The sequence below is a fragment of the Lysinibacillus sp. FN11 genome (genome assembly GCF_024628845.1).
Lineage (GTDB): Bacteria > Bacillota > Bacilli > Bacillales_A > Planococcaceae > Lysinibacillus > Lysinibacillus capsici.
The window spans coordinates 2,171,430-2,190,132 of sequence record NZ_CP102383.1 but is presented as its reverse complement, the minus strand read 5'-3'; the positions used below and the strand labels follow the sequence as shown (position 1 = coordinate 2,190,132).

The window sequence follows — 18,703 nt, the reverse complement described above, 5'->3', positions numbered from 1 at the left end:
AGTCATCCACCTATTCAATGGGGCTGTCATTGGTAAATGACCATGTGTCATTAGCAAAGGTTAGTCATTTATGAGATTTCATTATTTCTTTTTTAATGAAAGTAAGAAAACTATAAAATTTGATAGAATGATTTATTTTCTCGAAAAAGCATTAATTTCCCCTAAAATCCTATTGGAAAATATTTTAACTTGTTCAGCGCCTCAAGTTGTCGTAGTATTATAACGAATCAAAACTAAGTAAGTTAGTAAGATTCACTTTCACAATAAAACCAGATGCTCTCTTTTGGGGAGCACCTGGTTTTTTGTTTATATGTGATATTAGCGATACCCAATACATATTGCCTGAGCACACAGTGATTATTTTTTCTCTGCTGCAATGATTAAAAACATAGGTCTCCGTAGTTATCCTGCATGTCCGGAATATTTTTTAGCACTTCCTCTGAAGGCATAGGTTCCTTCACCGTACTTATCGTATAGCTAGCTTGTATTAAGACATTCATATAAGTAGACAGTGTGCGATGGTACTTAATAACATTTTCGGTAAGGTAGGTTGTTTCCTGAATGCCTTCTGTCTGATAGTGATCAACTGCCCAATGCAGGCGGTTGCCATTCTCATCGTAGTATCAAGTCTGGCTTTCCTTAGTAAACAGTATCAAAAAAGCTATTTTCTCGCCTGAATCAATGTGAACCAACTTTTTCCATTGAGTGTGCCAGAAACTCTGTATATGGGTTGATAGAAATCTTTTGTATCGTACATATAAGAGAGCTCTATTAAATCGACAGTAAGTTGATCGCCTTTTTTTATCAATAGTTCTTCTTCCGTTACAAGTGCATTATATTTTATCTGTGGAAATTCGCCATTCTTAATTCGCTCATACACCTCTGCAGGTGACAAAATATTTACTTCACGGATTAATTGATGCTCATGAATATTATACGATAATGAATACATACTACCATCTGATTTCAAACCGAGCTCTACTTCACCAAGCCAATAATCTTGGTTCAATTCAGCTTGGTCAGGAAGCGTCCATTCAAATACGCCATTATCCAAAGCTGTAAACGCCCCATCTTTAGGAAGGAGAGAAAGCTCATCCATCATGCTCTTTGCCTTCTTCACGAGTGTTTCTTGCACAGCTAAAGAAGGTTGCACTGGCGTATAAAGATCGTCTGTTAGCGACCAATTTCCCTCTGAATTAATAAATAACGTATAGGAGTTCTCTGCTTTATCTTTTAATAAAAGCTCACGATCACCACTAATATCCTGCTGATTTAACTCTGCTAAATCAAATTTCTTTTGCAACAAAGTCTCAACTTCATCTGTATGAATAATTTTTTTATACACGGGGGCAACGGTAGATGCTGTATGTAAATCTAATGAGGTGGTTACATCAACATCCGACATATTTGATTTTGTGTAGGCGTTTATTGCTAAATGACCAAATTCCTGTTGAGCGTAGACAATCATCATGCCAATAAAAATCAAACCCATCATGAGAGGAATGGCTAGGTTTCCGATCAAGCTTTTCACTTTTATTTTTTTATGCTGAACAATAGAAGATCCTAGTCTATATAACTGGTATCCAATAATCCCCCCAAGCGAGTTGTTGATTAAGTCATCAAGCTCAAAAATCCCTGCTCCTGTAAGTGTTTGATACGTTTCAATGGATAAGGTTGCAATCACCACTACAGGAAGAAGCCATTTAAACAGTTTGAATTTAGAGAAAAGTAAAGGTAAGAAAACGCCTAGCGGTACAAACATTAAAATGTTGAAAATACAATTTTGAAGATCACGTAACGAGTATTTCTTCCATGCATCTATATAGCCACTAAATGGTTGAAGATTCATTTGCATGAAATGGGAAGAACCACGCCCAAAAATCGTTAGTTCACACACAAATACAATATAGCCGATAAAGAGTGCTACAAGTATCAGTTGCTTAAAGTTTATTTTTTTCCGATTTGACTGTTGGTTTTTATGATAGAGGAAATAATAAAGTCCAATAAGTAAGAACTCAGCACCAATAATAAGGATGACTGGCAACATTAAAATCCGAATGTTATTCATAATATCTGTAACGCCCAAGACAAGATGCTCCTAACTATGTTAATCTATTGTCGACTTTTCTTATTGTAAATGGTAATTATTAATAATTATTGAGAAAAATTATGAAGATTTCTTAAGATTTTGTAGCATATCTACTTGAGGGAAAGTGCTTATAGTAAATATGCTTTTATTTTCCGTAAAAAAAGGGGAGGAACAGTTTGGGGATTATCAACAAAGTTTGTGGAAATTGCACGTTTAGAGCCGTAGACAAAATAAATAAAACCTCTTGCTGTTTCGAATTATCAGCATAATTTTATGGGCAATAAAGTATAGATAGACGTTTTTTATAAGACTTCCGTTGTATTGTCTTGTCAGTCCTTGTAATCAAAATTGACATAAACAATTGTCAGAAAATATCAATATACCCTATAATAAATAAAAAAGCTGAGAATAAGAGGTGAACTTATGGGGAAACCAGTAGATTACAATCTATTTCCGGGTTATCAAAACACACTTGACTCCAGACTTGATGAACGTAAGGAAGAATTTATTGAAGAACTAGAAAGAGCAAAAGTTGATGGACATATACTTGAATTTGAGAAAACACCAGAAGAATTGCCCCAATAGTAAGATCAAAGCATCTTGAAAAGAGATGCTTTTTTCTTTTACTTGGAGCTTGTTTTTATATGTATAAATTGGGCTTTTCACTTCAAGGAGCTCTTCCTTTTTAAGCGATAATAATTGATAGAAATGTCTATAATCAATAGGATGTAAATTACACTAAATACATTTAAAGTTAACGAAGGCAGAGGGAAAATGACATCTCTGATCAATATTAACCAAATAGTGGTTGATATTAAAACAAAAGCATCCAATACAATAACCATAGTATGTTTGTAGGCTTTAAAAATAAAATTAAATACAATTAATCTTACTAAAATTGGTGTCGTGAAGAAGTAAAATGAATAGATCTGTGTAATTTCTTCTAGGCTCACATGCATCTTCCTTTGGTGTTATTTGTGTTAAATAAGCGGCAGCAAACAAAAATAGGACTATTAACAATAGTCCCATTTTAAGAGTATAGCATATAAATGTCTATTTTTCCATTTTACGTAAATAGGCGAGCTGTCCAATATGATAGGCATTATGAGTAGCGGCATTAGATATGATAGCCCACCATTGCGCTTTCACAGGGAACCCATTTACGATAGATAAAAGTCGCTCTTCCTCAATTAATTCTTGCCACTTAAGTAGAATATGTAATAACTTTTCTTTTAATTCATTGAAAGTTACCTCCTCTTTAACTAGAAACGTATTCGCATTATTTGTTTGCGAAGGGGCCTTCACTTGATTTTCTCGATACCGTATTTGCCAAATTTCATTCCAATAGATTAGATGCTGGACAATTTCAGCCATACTATGGCTAGAAGAATCGGGTTTCCAAAAGGCTTCTGCTTCAGATAGCCCTTCTACGACTTCAGAAAATGAGATATACCAACTTGGGTCATTTGCATTAGCTAAAAGTTGATCTAACAAAATGGTCTTAGCCTCCATCATTCACGTTTCCTTCCTCAAAATATTTTTTGAATAGTATAACATTTTAAGTTTGAATGTACGGATAAAATACTAGTTTGGTGCAACAATAAAAAAGCTGCAGCTTATTAGAGCTACAGCAAATATAGATGAGGATTTTAACACTAGTCAGTTAAAACAGGCAAATCAGCTTCTATTTTCAGCTTTTTTCGATTCTTCTTTTTTACTTCTAAGTAGTAATGCCATGAATAAGAAACTGGCCACCCAAAAGGCAAAGAATAAATTTTCTAGCAAAGCCCAATGACCATTTTTAATATAATTCCAAATGGTTGTAAATAAAAAAATGATGATAAAGAATGCGATATATAAGCATTTTCCGAATGTAGTCACTTCAAGCACCTCTGTTATTAATCATCACACATAAGAAATAAAACCCTCTGTTTCATTCATTATGGGTAATACACTCAAGGTTAGTGTGTGTAAATTTTGGTTACTTATACATCCACCGAAAAGATAGAAGGTAACACTTACCGAATAACAACTTTTTAATAAAATGTAAAAATTAGTGTATTCGCATTATGGTAGACTGAACATGAAGAAGTAGATGGAAGGGAGGGAAATAGAGTGAGACAGTATGCGAACAAAGAAGAATTAATTAGTACGATTGACGAAAAGTATAAAAAATATATTGCCGAATTTAATGATATACCCGAAATCTTAAAAAATAAACGGATTAAAGAAGTTGATAAAACGCCGTCTGAAAATCTTTCTTATCAACTTGGATGGATAAATCTATTGCTTCACTGGGAGCAAAAAGAACAAAAGGGAGAAGAAGTACATACACCTGCAGAAGGCTATAAATGGAATAATCTAAGTGGATTGTATAACTCTTTTTATAAACAATACGGAGAGTACTCTTTGAAGGAACAACAATCCATGCTTAATGAAGCTGTCAATCATTTATGTGAGTGGTTAAATACCCTTTCAGAAAAGGAGTTATTTGAAGTTGACCAAAGACGATGGGCAAAAACACAAGCTAATTGGCCTGTTTGGAAATGGGTTCATATTAACTCAGTTGCTCCATTTACAAATTTCAGAACCAAAATTCGTAAATGGAAGAAGATGAACCTTTAGAAAATTGAATGTTCCTTACTATAACAAACCAAACGAATTTACTTTAGCCTTCCACAAATGGAAGGCTTTTTATTATCCACTATGACAACAAGTGATGAGCTATGGTACGTTTTACTGTATCTAGATACTTCATATGAAGGAGGAGGTAGGGAATGAGCAAGAAACAATCTTTCTGTATTTATGCTTGACGGAGCTGAGCAGGTACATTAGCGCTTTTATTCATACGAAAATGTAATTACATAATATAAAACTACTATTCTAATGACTATTGTAAAAGATTAATATGTACTATTTTACATAGAATTTAGAATATTCATATTAAATAACAAAGTATTTATTATTTTTCTGTTAAAATTACTATGTTAAACAATATTTTGGTATTGTTTGATAATTACAAGTAATTGTGTTAATAGGATTTAAAACTTATCTTTATTAAACAGGGAGGGATTACTCTAAGTATGAGTAAATGTATTTAAATGCATTAACAGCTTCAGCGGTAGTAGTAGCACCGATTACAAGGATGTACTGCGCTCGCCATAAGCTTATAAAAAGATTAATAATTTAATGATCGTCCATGATGGTAAATTTAAACTCGAAAAAATCTAATCATCTGTATGTTGGAGAAGCTTTAAATACGAATTTCTTTAATGCCATCTGGTAGTACAGGTACTATTTAGGGGGATTTAATCATTTATGCGCCAAATGTACCCTCTCTTTAAATGGGTTAACTGTTGAAGGGAATACAGTAATTGAATAATAACTTCCATGTAAAACCTAAGGAAAAGATTATTTTAGATTAAAATCATAAGGAGCTGAGCGAATGAAGAAATATGAATGTAATGTCGTTACTAAAATAGCGTTATCATTTTTACTTGTAATGTCTATGATTTCACCTTATTTCACAGTTGTAAAGGCCGAAACCACAGAAGCTATTGGTGTGGGGGAAGCGGTCAATCAATTTGTTCCTACTTCAGTTATTAGTAATGTTACTGTAGAAGGATATATAGTAGGGTTTGTCAAAAGTGAAACTTCTTATTCTGTGATAGCAGATAGTGATACAAATATTGCCATTGCCGATTCACCAGATGAAACAGATGTCACGAAAATGCTATATATTCAATTACCAAGCTCCTATAGAGCCAATTTCGGATTATTTACTAACCCAAGTAATCTTGGGAAAAAAGTTAGAATAACAGGTTCACTGGAAAAATATTTTGGCAACCATGCAGGGCTAAAATCGCCAACTTCAATGGACTTTGTTGGGGACGATACAACTGAACCAACTATTCCTTCAGTAAATGAAGTAACCATTGCCGAAGCTCGTGCAGCTGTTGGGACAGACAGCACAGTAAAAATTCAAGGGACGGTTACGACAACACCTGGTAGCTGGGGAGGCAAGGCCTTCTATGTACAAGATGAGACAGCAGGGGTATATGTCTTTTCAAGTTCTGCAGAAGCAGGGAGCTTAGCTGTTGGGGATATTGTCAGCATCACAGGAAAAACAAGTTTATATAGTGGAGAAGTTCAATTTAATTCGCCAACAATTGAACGGATTTCTACAGGGGCATCACCTGCACCGCAGACAGTAAATTTACCGATTGCAGATGATAGCACACAAGGTAGATTAATCACACTTGAAAATGTGAAGATTAAAGATTTAGCGCCATCTGGTACGTATGGTACATTTGAATTTAAAGCAGTCGATGCAGCAAATAACGAACTGTTAATTCGCCATGATAACCGCACAGGCTATCAGTTTTCACAGTTTGAAGCAGATGGCTTCAATAACAATGATGTCAGGAGTTGCTTCAATTTTTAACGGGGTTTATCAACTCAAAACATTAAGTACAGAAAGCTTCCAATTGGTACTAAACTATGAGCCAACACAAGTAGAGAAAGTTAAGGCTTTACCAGCAACAGGCGAAGTTTATGCAGGAACAAAAGTAACACTGTCTACAAATACCCCAAATGCAACCATCTATTACACAATCGATGGTTCTGAACCGTCATTAGCTAGTGAGGTTTATGATGCAGCAGCGGGGATTATTGTAAATGAAGCCATGACTATAAAAGCATTTGCTACCGCAACAGGTCTAGACGATAGTGACATTGCATCCTTTAATTATACAGTTAAAGAAGAGCTAACCGTTATATCCATTACGGAAGCTCGTAATAAAGAAATCGGGCAAATTGTTATCGTATCAGGGATCGTGACAGCCAAATTAGAAACAGCTACAGCGCACATTCAAGATGAAGATGGTGCGGCGATAGCCATTTATCCTGTGGATAGTCTTGCCGCAAATGTCGGTGATCGGGTGACGGTGCAAGGACGCGTAGATGAATATAGCGGTCTAAAGCAATTAACGAATATTTCACTTGTCGGTATGCCTGTTCCTTCGACAATACCAGAGCCACATCTTATTAAAAGTAATGAGGTCGCAGAAGACAATGAATCGAAACTAGTTACACTTAAAAATGTTACCATTACTGGTTCGGGTCAAAACTTTACAGGTACTGATGAAGTAGGCCCATTTGCTATTTACGATAAAACACGAGACTCTGGTTTAGTGAGTGGAAAAACGTATGGGGAAATTACAGGAATTGTTGGTCAATATACAAACCACCAATTGCTCCCACTTCGCGTTATTGAAGATGTAACAAAGGTGCAGGATATCAAAGCTTCTCACGTAGGGGGCGTAACAGCTGGCACGAAAGTCTCCTTTCTACAATGACTGAAGGAGCTACGATTTATTACACAGTGGATGGCTCAACGCCAACAACAGCTAGTGCAAAGTATACAGAGGAAATCCTTGTTAATAAACCAATGACGCTTAAAGCGATTGCAGTGAAAGAAGGTTTAACGAACAGTGCAATTGCTACATTTGTTTATGAAATTATTGATACTAAAAATGCCAAGATTAGCGATATTCAAGGGGCAAGCCATAAATCACCATATGTCGATTTAACAGTAAATGATGTGGAGGGAATTGTAACCTTCGTTTTAAATTCAACTAGCTTTATTATGCAGGAAAACGAGTCGTCATTTGATGGCGTAAAATCAACTGCTATCAAAGTAAATAAGACAGGACATAATGTAGCAGTAGGGGATGTTATTAACGTATCAGGAAATGTAATAGAAGCTGGTGGCAACTCTCGATTGACAGATACACAAATTGCAGCAACAAATATTACAAAAACAGGTACAGCAGGAATTCCAGAAGCCCTTGTGATAGGGGAGGATCTGTTACCACCAAAAAAATTATTGATAATGATAGTTTTGCAATTTTTGACCCACAAGAAGATGGCATCGATTTTTGGGAATCTATTGAGTATATGCTGGTATCATTCCAAGATGCGAGAGTGATAGGACCGATTTATAATAACGATTCGCCAATTGTTGTACCGAGCACAACAAATAATACATTTAATGTGAATGGCGGTTTAAATATAGCGGCCGATGATTATAACCCAGAAAAAATTATGCTTGAAGGGGTAGCTGGTAAAAATTATGATTCAGGTGATCGTTTTAATGATGCCCTTTTCGGATTTGTAGAAAATTTTACAGATGGCTATCGACTGAACACAAATAAAGTCTTCCCAGAATTAACAAAAGCGAATCTTCAGCAAGAGGTGACGCATCTTGAACCAGTAGCGGACAAGTTAAATGTCGCTTCCTATAATATCGAAAACTTTTCAAATAATCCTGCCAATACATCAAACGAAAAAGTAGCCAGAATAGCAGCGACATTTGTGAATAATATGAAATCACCAGATATTATTACATTAGTCGAAGTTCAAGATAATGATGGGCAAACTGATTCAGGAAATGCGGATGCATCGGAAAGCTACATGCGATTAATTCAAGCAATTAAAGCTGCGGGTGGTCCTGCTTATGATTGGATTGATGTCATGCCAATTAACAATACAGTAGGTGGTGCACCTGGCGGTAATATTCGTGTGGGCTACCTATATAATCCAGATCGTGTTTCATTAGTGTCAGGTATAAAAGGGATGGGTGACCAAACCAATACGTGGACAGCAGATGGAAGCCTTACTTTAAATCCTGGCTTTGTTGATCCATCAAAATTTGTAGATACACGAAAACCAATTGCAGCCGAATTTGAATTTCAGAAAGAACGTGTAGTGATTATCGGAGCTCATCTAAATTCTAAAGGTGGGGATGGTTCACTTTGGGGACCAACTCAGCCACCAGTGCTAGAATCAGTTAAGAAACGTATTCAACTTGCGCAAGCCATCAATGATTTTATGGATGAAGGACTTGCTATTAATCCAGATTTAAATATCATTGTAGCAGGGGACATGAACGACTTTGAATTCACACCAGCTCTTCAAACGTTAAAAGGTGATGTTTTAACGAATATGATAGATAAAGCCCCAGAGCAAGATCGTTTTACCTACTTCTTCCAAGGAAACAATCAAGTGTTGGATCATATTTTAGTTTCAAATAATCTTGCTGATGTTACAGAAATTGACTTGATTCATATAAATGCGAACTTTACAGAAGCACAAGGCCGTGCATCAGATCATGACCCAGTATTAGTTCAAATTGATTTGAAGGCAGACAATGAGGAAATACCCACACCAATAACACCTGAAAATGTATACAACTATGATAACTACAAAACAGGTAAATTAATAATGAATCGCCCAAGCATTTCGCTATCGTTAGGGAAAAATACGAAAATTAAAAATGGAATTGCAGTATTTAGTCAATATGCTGAATTCCATGGGGAAGGATTTGCAGATAAAACAGTAACGATTAGTCCCAAAAAAGGAAATGCGATTATTGACTTTAAAGGTACGAAAATTGGTGAAATTATTATCGAAGGAAAAAATATAAAAGAAATACGAAATTTACCTGATGGAGCGACCATTACGTATACTAAAGGGGCTTCGGCAGAGGAAATTGAGTTTAAGTAGAATCTAAAAAACTACCCAGCACTAATCTATATATGATATGGTGCTGGGTTGTTTGCTAATTAACCTATAACACTGAAAAGTTGTTGAATAATAAAAAATAACCAAGTGTTTATATGAATACTTGGTTATTTTTTACTTTTTATAAAGCCCAAATTAGGAAATAAAAATTTTAAACCGATAATTAAACTAACGAACCCTGAAATCTTTAATGTTATATTTGTAGATGTCTCTCCATTCTCAGTGATATTCATTAGTAAACTGCCAAAGGAAATAAAAATAAATCCAATAAAACCAGAAATATATTTCAATTTATCATCCCCTTATTTAAATAAGCACTAATTTTTACTCCACTCAAAAAGCAGTTTCTTTAAACAAAGAGTAGCATCCAACCTTTCTTTCAATACAATTATTTCAGTTGGAGTGAGGGACTCATTGTATGTATAAGAGTAACTACTCATGCTTACTGTATAAAACTATTTAAAAGTGTACCCCACTTAAAAGTATTTATAGAAGTTTAGATGGTAGTAAATATCATGTTAGAAAAATCGCTATTTATATTAACTATCAAGAAAAGCATCCCTATATTTTTCACCCTTCCAATTTCCTTAGAGCAAAAACCCGACTGAATCATACTTTTGTGCAGATGAAAGAAGGGACTATGGCAAACGAAAAAAGCATCGCAACGAAGCAATGCTAAGTACGTGGGGTTTTTGACAACTTTACTACATAAAAAACAAAGCCTATAAATCCACAAATAAAGAAAATATATGCTACTAATATGGACATTGCTTCTAAGTTGTTAGTGAATATCCTATATCCTCCTAAAGTAAATAAAGCCAAACTGCCAACCGAACTAAGTAATATTCTATTTTTGTCAGTCAACACACACACCTCCAAATAATGGTATGTATATATGTTAACATAAAATTTATTTTTAGTTAACATATTATGTTTTCATTGGTGAGTGTCATAAAGTTCAATATATGATCATATATTCTCTTTTTTAATACATATTAGATTTATTAACTGGCACAGTTATAGCAAACTTTTATGACTATTTATTTCGAAATGAAGAAGTACAAAATGACATAATGGAAAAGTTAATGAAACAAGTGTTCACTGGAGGTAACAAACATTACAAAAGCTTCTTACACTATATTACTAAAGATAAGCCCTCCACAAGAAACGTACTTAATTTAAATGAACCACGTAAAAAAGTAAATACACTAAGGAAGGAACAAGCACAACAAGCAACTAAGAATATCCGAGATAAGTTCCTGATTCAATTGTTATATGAAACGGGATTTCGTATTGGAGAAGGTCTCGCTCTTTTCATGGAGGATTTCATTTTGATCATGGCAAGGGACATCGAATTCGTTTCGTGCTTTTTGGACGGGTTTATTAGCATTGTTTGTTGTTACTTAGTTCTACTTAGTTGGTGACTTAATTATAAAAATAGTTCTTCCAATGGCTTTATCAATTATATATCTTGTTGATTTAGTTTTTCGTTTTTAAAAAATAAAACGTATGAAAGTAGAGCTTTAAATTTGTTTGTTTATGCATGTCATTTAACAATAACGTTCCCAAATGAAAGTTTGAAAAGAGACCGAAACCCTTAACAATCGGGTGCGATTCTGTAACAAGGATCAGCGCTCGTTTTCATTAAAAGGCCAGATCGTTGAATATCTGATCAATCTTTTAATTGGATTTTTATGTTAAAATTAATAATTAACAATTAGATTAAAATATATATGATGTTGGAAGAAACCATGGGATACATTATGGATTTAAGAAATTTAGTGGGCAGTCGTCCTCTAATTATGGCTGGTGCATGTGTAATTCTTGTAAATAGTAAATAGGAATTACTGCTACAACTTCGTAAGGACAATAATTGTTGGGGATTGGCTGGTGGTTCCATGGAGGTCGGGAAGCATTAGAACAAGTAGCCAAAAGAGAATTATTAGAAGCGACGGGTTTGCTTGCAAATGATTTGACCTTGTTCAATGTTTTTTCTGGACAAGAATTCTGCTATAAATATCCTCATGGTGATGAGGTACATAATGTAGTAGCAGCTTATTTTTGTAGAGATTATAAAGGGACATTAAAAAGAGAAGAAAATGAAGTTGAAGCCTTAAAATTCTTTAATATGACTGACCTTCCTTCGAATATCAGTCCACCAGATTTACCAATCGTTAATGAATATTTACATAAGTTTTTATAAAGCAAACGGGCGCATTTCTATAGTAAGGAATACGTCTTTCTTGATCTAAGGGCCAGATTGTTGAGGAACATTTTCAACGGAATTTGATATTGTTGTTAAAATTCAGAGTGAGATTGTGAAGTTTCTCACTTAAACTAACGGGTCAGGTTAGTTGAATAATCTTCGGCTCATACAGTTATAGCTGTATGACCGAAGATTAGTAGAGAATAAAGATGGAGACTGTTTAATTTAAGTCGTTTGAAAACGAATGGAAATATAAGGAAATGGAGGCTTGAATCTTGTTATGTTGATTAGCCTCTTTAAATAATGAATTTCTATCAAAGAAATCTATTGATTATTACTACTGTCTGTATGAACAATGATTTTCTGCTTCATTTTTTTTACTTCCGATTGACTATAAAAATAAAATAACAGCCAAACTAGTGCAAAAATTAATACATTAAATAGTAACAATAGAATCGTTAGTTTTATCGAAAATGTTGGAAGCCATTTTAAAGAAAAGGCGACAGCTATAAAGGTCCCTATAGCGATAAAAAAATGACAAGCACTTTGTTGTAAAAATGTTAAACGTTCTGTTCTATAGAGGTATGAAGGTAGTATACAGGCAATGCCAACAGTAACTGATCCGATAACTTGTTGTGGAAAATTAGATATAACAGCTTCTAAAAACAAATCCCCTTTCAACCAATATCCAATAAGATTTACAAAAACAAAAACTGTACAGCCCATACTTATTCCGAACCATAAATTCTTGAAAAAGTTCATGTACTTATACCCCCAAGCGCTCTTTAAATGATTTTTTATAATTGCGTGAAATGACTTCTTTTATTCCTAAAGTAAGCTCGATTTCCATTGTGCCATTAAAGGAAGCTTCAATATTTCTGATTTTTCTAGGATTAATGATGGCAGATTTAGAAATCCGAATAAATCCTTCTCCTAGTTGCTGCTCTAACTCATACAAAGGCTTATTCATAAGTACACGATTACCATCGTCGCTATATAGTACTAAATCTTTGCCTTCCGTCCTAATAGCTATTACAGAATTAGGCTCGATAATATGTACTTTATTGTTAGCGGTCCCTGTTAAAATTTGTTGTTCTTTTTGTTGTAAGAGTGAGATTGCAGCCTGTATAGTTGGCGTTAATTCAGAAACGCAGATTGTTATGTAGGGTTCGTCAATTTGTGGATCAATTTTTATGTCTATCTTCATCTCTATCACCTCTCTATAAAAATATACCATAAATTACAAATTGAAAAATGCAGGTTGTCTTTCATAAAAAGCATTTCACCTTTCAATAAAGACATGTTACATGTAGCGTATTGTTGCTAAACTTTGATGTCGTTATATTAAGCCTTAGAAACATAAATTTAATTTAAGGGGACAGTTAATATGAACGAGATCACAACGCTAAAAGAGCGAAGAAAGGCAGGATGGATATTAGCAAGCATATCAAGTATGCTTTCATTAAGTGTTATTTATTGGTATGTAACTAATCCTAAAAAATTTGTTGAGAATGGGTTGGGGTTGGGCAATTCACTGGAACTGCACCTGAACTTACCTATGTGGTTTTTCACTGCATTCATTGTAATCGGGTATATTTCCTATACAATGTCTGCAATACCTTTAGTAAAAAGCAATTTGTTTACATTTTCTTGGCTAAAATTGATTGGTATATGGGCTGCTATTGTAAGTGGGATAGTTGAAGAAGTCGTATTTAGACATTTGCTCATGGAGTATGTATTATCTATTGGATTTTCAAATCTTTCACAAGTAACAATCTCAGGAATTGCGTTTGGAATTGCTCATGGCACATGGGTGTTATTGCGAGGAGAGATGAAAATTGCGCTTCCAGCAATTCTTTCAACGACAATCTTAGGTTGTCTACTTGCGATGCTCTATATTTATACTGGAAGGAGCACCTTTGCACCAATTGTAGCCCATATTCTAATTAATATGGTAATAGAGCCATGGTTGATGCTAGCTGCCATTTCAGGGAAATGGCAGCTAAATAAAAAACGATGGTAATAATTAGGGATGATGGTGTAATTTAGCCTCTCGATATTAAATGATTTTATGGGAAAAGGCTATATAATTTACCTCTGTTAGCAAATTTGAAGTTTTTTCAGGATCTATGAGGTTCAGCCGTTTAATCTAAGCTCTTCAATTCCCATAAAAAAACGGAGTAATCTTTCATTTTATGTGATGAAGCGTCGATTTTACCCGACGTGGATGGCTAACGGAGTGATTTATTTCAACAAGCTATAAGCGATTTTAGGAATAAGCCCATATTTTAGTTAGTCCATTAAATGGTGCTTTCCTAGAAACATGGAAAGTGCCTTTTATATTAATTAGAGTTCAAAATTATCACAATTTTTTAGGTTGTTGAATATCCTTGTATGAAAAAATCTTTCATTGAACATAATAGAATTTAGAATTAATAGATTTATAGGTGGGAGAGTGAAAGACACATGTTATCATCCGAAGCATGGAAAAGGTACCAACAGGATAAAAAAATCGAGGGATATTCATCGCTTACATTATAAACATATTGTTTTCAATACAATCTATTATTACGATTTTTTGGTGATATTGATATGAACGAAATTAATATAGATAGATTAAAAGAATATTTATTACTTTCAGGAGACCACTTAAAGCCTTCTAGTTTAAGATATAGGGTTCGTTGTGTTAAATCATTATTTAGATGGTCACAAGATTGGAGAAGCCTCAAACAAATTAGAATTAATTAGCAAAGGAGGTGTAATAACTGTAAAATAAAAACTTACAATCTGTGTGGTTAAAAATAATGTTAAGACGAGAACTTGAACAACAGGGATCACATTTATCTACTGGGATTGATATTTGTGAGAGCCATTCTATCTGTCGTTATATAAAAAAACAATTGCAATTGTTGAATTAAAAAGTTGAAAAAAATCAATAAAAGGCGGTCAGGTATTTGAATTCAAATAATATAAAGTAAGGGCCATATTGTGGAATAAAGGATGTACAGTTTATACCTGAAGAAAATCAAGAAGATAGAGTAGGATTCCTTTATGCTATTACCCTTTATGAAGATGAACAAATGAACTTTTATATTTACTGAAAATGAAGTAACTAATTTTTACTCCTATACAGAGCCTGATATTTATCCAATAGTTGATAGCTTTTATAAAAATCTTAAAGTTGAAGAAGAATAAGTATATTCTTGTGCAACTTATGATGGCTTATGTTGAAGATTTTAATGCTGAAATAAATTAAAATGGCTTGATTCTTTTAGTGAATCAAGCCATTTTCTTTGTAGAAAAAGTAACAATACATATACTAATTGGGGTAATCTATTTACCTCGATTTACGTAATGTTGTGTGGTATTTCCTGCATTAAATTGATCAGTAATATATTGTACAGCCTCTTGTAGCGCTAATTTACTGTTACAAGTGAAGACATCTATTGCAGCATAGCCGTACTCTGGCCACGTATGAATCGTTAAATGTGATTCTTGTATAATGACTACACCGCTAACCCCGTAAGGTGAAAAATGATGGAAATGTTCGGTCACAATTGTTGCTTTTGCTTTATGGGCAGCTTGACACATAATCTTTTTAATGTGTTGTACGTCATTGAGCAATGCATCATTGCAATCATACAACTCTAATAAAATATGATGCCCTAATGCGTGCTGGGATTGTGATTTTTTTACTGTTCGCTTAATTTGTGAAAACTTGTTATTTTTGCAATTTGGACAACCACTGGATTGAAGCTGTGTAATCGTAGTGTATTTGTTGCCAGTGCCTACTGTATGGGAGTTCTTACAATGATTACACTGATAAACAACAGATTTCTTCTCAACCTCTCCTGTGTAAATTGGTCGCGTAAATTTACGCTGATTAGGAATATAAGGAATCATTTGCTCTGTAGTTTGTAATACGAATAATTGACTTGTAGCACCTAAAATCTGCGCACCTTCATAGTTGTTTATGTCGTAATGAATATTATTAATCACAAAGCCCATAGCATATAAGCTTTGCTGTAGCTCCCAATGCTTTTGATAGCTACGTTTGGCATAGGAAAAAACACATGCCGCATTGCTTCTGGCTTTAGTGCATTAATTGCACGTGATAAAAAGAGCTGTGCGCCAATCAAGGTATACGGTGTATCTGTATAAACGCAATCAAACTGGTCAGCATATGTTTCGGGCAAAGGCTCATGAACGTTATAATAATCTGTTGTAATCGAAAGCTCATAGTCTTTAGCTATTTTGCTAATAGTACTTAAAATTCGTCTATCAATATCTAATACAACAATTTTAGTTGCAGAGTGTGGAGCGATTTTCTTTATTAAAAATGCTAATGCAATACTGATGAAATCATCATCGCCTAAACACAAAATACGCTTATTGAGTAGCATCGTATAGTCTAGTGCCAGCAATGCACGTTTTAAGGCAGTCTCAACTGTACATTTTGCTTGATCAATTGTCACGTCAGCTATAGGCCTAGCCTCATAAATAGTGTTTATTTCGCTTATATTTTGTGAAATCCATTCTATTCGAAATGCATCATCTGTCGTTAATTGTAGGTAGAGTTCAGCATCGGCACCTGAGAGTTGGAAATATTGCATAACGGCTAGCTGGCCTTTTTTCGTTAAGCTATGTTTACCCCAACCTTGTTTGGCAAATTCTTTCTTCATAGCTGAAACGATAGGTATTGGTAAGGCTGTCATATAAGCTAAAGATTTAGTTGTACAATTATTATGGAAATATAAAGTAAGTAGAGCTTTCTCTAATGTATGGTAATGTTCTTCAAGCTGCATATCAGCTGTAATTTGTTGTAATAGTTTTTGCATTGTAGATTCGTCCTCTCAATTTTAATAAGTAACAAATTAAAATTGTCTAAATCAACGAACAGAAAAAGCGCGACTAAAATTAGTCGCGCTAAAGGTTTATAATAGCCTACTAATTCTAATCTTGCTTTTTTTTGCACAACAAATAACACCCATATAAGGTGGTTTTGTTCAACAAAATTTAGCTATAACGTTGATTTAGATTAGAATTCTACAGTAACAAAAAGTTCACCCTTTAATAAAATATTACTTCAACTATAAAATAGACATAGTAATTTCGCAAGTTATATTTTTCGCTACCCCTTATTCAACAATGGCTGCGATTGTGGAAGAAGCGGCGCTGTTCTTATTAAACTAACGGAGTGCTTAAGTTGAACAAGAAAGGGCATAACATATTAGTCATATAAAATATGTTTTACCCTTTAATTTATTTGACTTTTCTCAATTTAGGTCTTGATAAGGGGAGATAGATTTACAATTTCGGATATGCATGGGGATAGAGAGGTTGAAGTAGTTCATAGATTGCTTGATACGATAGCATACATGCTATTGGAAACCTCATGAAATTATCCAGTATGACAACAAATGATGAAGTAGCCGAGTGACTACTTCTAATAAGAGTATTTTTAAGAGGAATTAATTTATTTAGTATGAGATCTGGATAAAATTAAGTACTTTCAAATAAGGTCTTACAGTCTAAAAATCTGTCAGGTCCTTATTTTTTATGCCATTTCATTGTTTTTTTCAATATCTTCTACTTTGATAAATTTCAAGACAACAAACAAAAGAATAAATCCTAATACACCTGCCGTAATATAGCTGGCATTGAGATAATTTTTCATGACAAGTGACATAACAGGAGGGCCTGCTGCAACGCCTATAAATCGTGCTGAGCTATAAAAAGAGGATACGGTTCCCCTTAACTCTTTTCTAATATTGTCAGTAATAATTGTGTCAAGTGCAGGCAATAGTGCACCAATAGCAATCCCCACTACACTCGTGACGACTAATAAAAGAATCAGTTTTTTGCTTGTAAACCCAACAAAGATAATACTAACAGACATGGCAATCAAGGAGGCAATGATAATTTTTTTAATCCTACCTAAGTTTCCTTTAATTTTTCGACCAGATATAAATGAAGCTATACAAAGTAATAAAAGTGGGATGGCAAGGACAAACCCTTTTTTAATCCCTTTTATATCATGAACTTTTTCGAGGTTTTCTGACAAGAAAAATAGCATACTAAATAATATGAGCATCACAAGGACCCCGTTAAGGAATACGGTATATAGCCATTTTCCTTCCTCCTTGAAAACTTTTTTTGTATTACGTAAAAACTCTTTGAGCTTCAATGGTTCATCATCATCTTTAGGCGCTTTAACAAAGAAAAAAATAAGTACAATCGAAATCAGACTAAGCGCTGAAATAGAAAAGAAGGGCAGGAACCATAAAAATGCAGCAAATATTGATCCTAAAATGGGACTTAACACTTTCCCAAACGTGTTAGACGTTTCAATTATCCCTAATGTAGAACTTATTTTTTCATCATCATCCTGGTAAAGGTCACCTACAAGAGGCAATACGATCGGCATTGCACCAGCGGCCCCAATTCCCTGAATAATTCTTCCGGCGATAATCATTGCGTATGGGTCATCCATTTTCCAGGAAGCAAATCCAGCAATCAGACCACCGATTAAAGCTAAAATTAAGCTTGGTAATATGACTATTCTTCTGCCGAAGCGGTCCGAAAAATAGCCAGCTACTGGGATCAGAAAAATAGCTGCGACTGAATAGCTTGTTATGATCATGCTCGACTGAAATGATGTGATCCCTACCTTATCCTCCAGAATAGGGAGCACGGGAATAAGCATTGAATTTCCAAGTGTCATGATGAGCGGAATTGAAGTCAAACTTACAATGCACCAGACACTTACATTAACCTTCTCTTGGTCCATTACCACACCTCGACTAATATTCTTTGAAAGGTAT

Annotated in this window: 11 protein-coding genes and 4 pseudogenes; 6 read left to right on the top strand and 9 right to left on the bottom strand. The window is 34.3% G+C overall.

What is annotated here, in order from left to right; translation table 11 throughout:
• Positions 1 to 357: 357 nt before the first annotated feature.
• Both NP781_RS11850 and NP781_RS11845 read right to left on the bottom strand, forming a co-directional pair.
• Positions 358 to 623: pseudogene (locus NP781_RS11850) on the bottom strand (SAM-dependent methyltransferase); the annotation flags it as partial.
• Between the two features lie 38 nt (positions 624 to 661).
• A complete protein-coding gene (locus NP781_RS11845; RefSeq protein ID WP_257522364.1) occupies positions 662 to 2,086 on the bottom strand; it encodes a VanZ family protein in 1,425 nt (474 codons plus the stop codon).
• 426 nt (positions 2,087 to 2,512) lie between these two features.
• Here NP781_RS11845 and NP781_RS11840 point away from each other — a divergent pair, with 426 nt between their 5' ends.
• Positions 2,513 to 2,674 (top strand): hypothetical protein, encoded by a 162-nt coding sequence (locus NP781_RS11840; protein ID WP_004225101.1) that lies wholly within the window; start codon positions 2,513 to 2,515, stop codon positions 2,672 to 2,674.
• 468 nt (positions 2,675 to 3,142) lie between these two features.
• On the opposite strand, the gene NP781_RS11835 is transcribed toward NP781_RS11840, so the two are convergent.
• Together NP781_RS11835 and NP781_RS11830 are read right to left on the bottom strand one after the other, a co-directional pair.
• The gene (locus NP781_RS11835; protein ID WP_257522363.1) at positions 3,143 to 3,604 is read right to left on the bottom strand and encodes a DinB family protein; all 462 of its coding nucleotides are present in this window, start codon (positions 3,602 to 3,604) and stop codon (positions 3,143 to 3,145) included.
• 162 nt (positions 3,605 to 3,766) lie between these two features.
• Positions 3,767 to 3,970, bottom strand: coding sequence for a hypothetical protein (locus tag NP781_RS11830; protein ID WP_004225104.1), 204 nt, complete (start codon positions 3,968 to 3,970; stop codon positions 3,767 to 3,769).
• 234 nt (positions 3,971 to 4,204) lie between these two features.
• On the opposite strand from NP781_RS11830, the gene NP781_RS11825 reads away from it, so the two are divergent.
• The 4 genes and pseudogenes from NP781_RS11825 (at position 4,205) to NP781_RS11795 (ending at position 11,876) form a co-directional block, all read left to right on the top strand.
• Positions 4,205 to 4,714 (top strand): ClbS/DfsB family four-helix bundle protein, encoded by a 510-nt coding sequence (locus NP781_RS11825; protein WP_221680393.1) that lies wholly within the window; start codon positions 4,205 to 4,207, stop codon positions 4,712 to 4,714.
• 820 nt (positions 4,715 to 5,534) lie between these two features.
• Positions 5,535 to 9,655: pseudogene (locus NP781_RS25530) on the top strand (chitobiase/beta-hexosaminidase C-terminal domain-containing protein).
• Positions 9,656 to 10,677: 1,022 nt separating this feature from the next.
• Positions 10,678 to 11,054: pseudogene (locus NP781_RS11800) on the top strand (transposase); the annotation flags it as partial.
• 370 nt (positions 11,055 to 11,424) lie between these two features.
• Positions 11,425 to 11,876: pseudogene (locus NP781_RS11795) on the top strand (NUDIX hydrolase).
• Positions 11,877 to 12,203: 327 nt separating this feature from the next.
• Here NP781_RS11795 and NP781_RS11790 read toward each other — a convergent pair.
• Together NP781_RS11790 and NP781_RS11785 are read right to left on the bottom strand one after the other, a co-directional pair.
• Positions 12,204 to 12,641 (bottom strand): DUF3021 domain-containing protein, encoded by a 438-nt coding sequence (locus NP781_RS11790; RefSeq protein ID WP_221680395.1) that lies wholly within the window; start codon positions 12,639 to 12,641, stop codon positions 12,204 to 12,206.
• Between the two features lie 4 nt (positions 12,642 to 12,645).
• The gene (locus NP781_RS11785) at positions 12,646 to 13,086 is read right to left on the bottom strand and encodes a LytTR family DNA-binding domain-containing protein (RefSeq protein WP_036223011.1); all 441 of its coding nucleotides are present in this window, start codon (positions 13,084 to 13,086) and stop codon (positions 12,646 to 12,648) included.
• Between the two features lie 180 nt (positions 13,087 to 13,266).
• On the opposite strand from NP781_RS11785, the gene NP781_RS11780 reads away from it, so the two are divergent.
• Positions 13,267 to 13,902 carry a CPBP family intramembrane glutamic endopeptidase gene (locus tag NP781_RS11780; RefSeq protein WP_221680397.1) on the top strand — a complete coding sequence of 212 codons (636 nt, stop codon included), beginning with the start codon at positions 13,267 to 13,269 and terminating at the stop codon, positions 13,900 to 13,902.
• 1,310 nt (positions 13,903 to 15,212) lie between these two features.
• On the opposite strand, the gene speD is transcribed toward NP781_RS11780, so the two are convergent.
• From speD to NP781_RS11765, 3 genes are all read right to left on the bottom strand, one after another.
• On the bottom strand, positions 15,213 to 15,887 hold the full coding sequence (speD, locus tag NP781_RS11775; protein ID WP_257522358.1) for an adenosylmethionine decarboxylase: 675 nt from the start codon (positions 15,885 to 15,887) through the stop codon (positions 15,213 to 15,215).
• Positions 15,875 to 16,717: a bis-aminopropyl spermidine synthase family protein gene (locus tag NP781_RS11770; protein ID WP_257522357.1), complete on the bottom strand. Its 843-nt coding sequence runs from the start codon at positions 16,715 to 16,717 to the stop codon at positions 15,875 to 15,877. The genes speD and NP781_RS11770 overlap by 13 nt, the downstream gene beginning before the upstream one ends.
• A gap of 719 nt (positions 16,718 to 17,436) precedes the next feature.
• Complete coding sequence (locus tag NP781_RS11765; RefSeq protein ID WP_221680399.1) at positions 17,437 to 18,669, bottom strand: MFS transporter; 1,233 nt, start codon at positions 18,667 to 18,669, stop codon at positions 17,437 to 17,439.
• Positions 18,670 to 18,703 lie beyond the last annotated feature (34 nt).

Bases quoted from the DNA above. Each gene is read 5' to 3' on its own strand.
- NP781_RS11780 (WP_221680397.1), top strand. From the start codon at position 13,267: ATGAACGAGATCACAACGCTAAAAGAGCGAAGAAAGGCAGGATGGATA.
- NP781_RS11790 (WP_221680395.1), bottom strand. From the start codon at position 12,641: ATGAACTTTTTCAAGAATTTATGGTTCGGAATAAGTATGGGCTGTACA.
- NP781_RS11765 (WP_221680399.1), bottom strand. From the start codon at position 18,669: ATGGACCAAGAGAAGGTTAATGTAAGTGTCTGGTGCATTGTAAGTTTG.
- speD (WP_257522358.1), bottom strand. From the start codon at position 15,887: ATGGGCTTTGTGATTAATAATATTCATTACGACATAAACAACTATGAA.
- NP781_RS11785 (WP_036223011.1), bottom strand. From the start codon at position 13,086: ATGAAGATAGACATAAAAATTGATCCACAAATTGACGAACCCTACATA.
- NP781_RS11770 (WP_257522357.1), bottom strand. From the start codon at position 16,717: ATGCAAAAACTATTACAACAAATTACAGCTGATATGCAGCTTGAAGAA.
- NP781_RS11840 (WP_004225101.1), top strand. From the start codon at position 2,513: ATGGGGAAACCAGTAGATTACAATCTATTTCCGGGTTATCAAAACACA.
- NP781_RS11835 (WP_257522363.1), bottom strand. From the start codon at position 3,604: ATGATGGAGGCTAAGACCATTTTGTTAGATCAACTTTTAGCTAATGCA.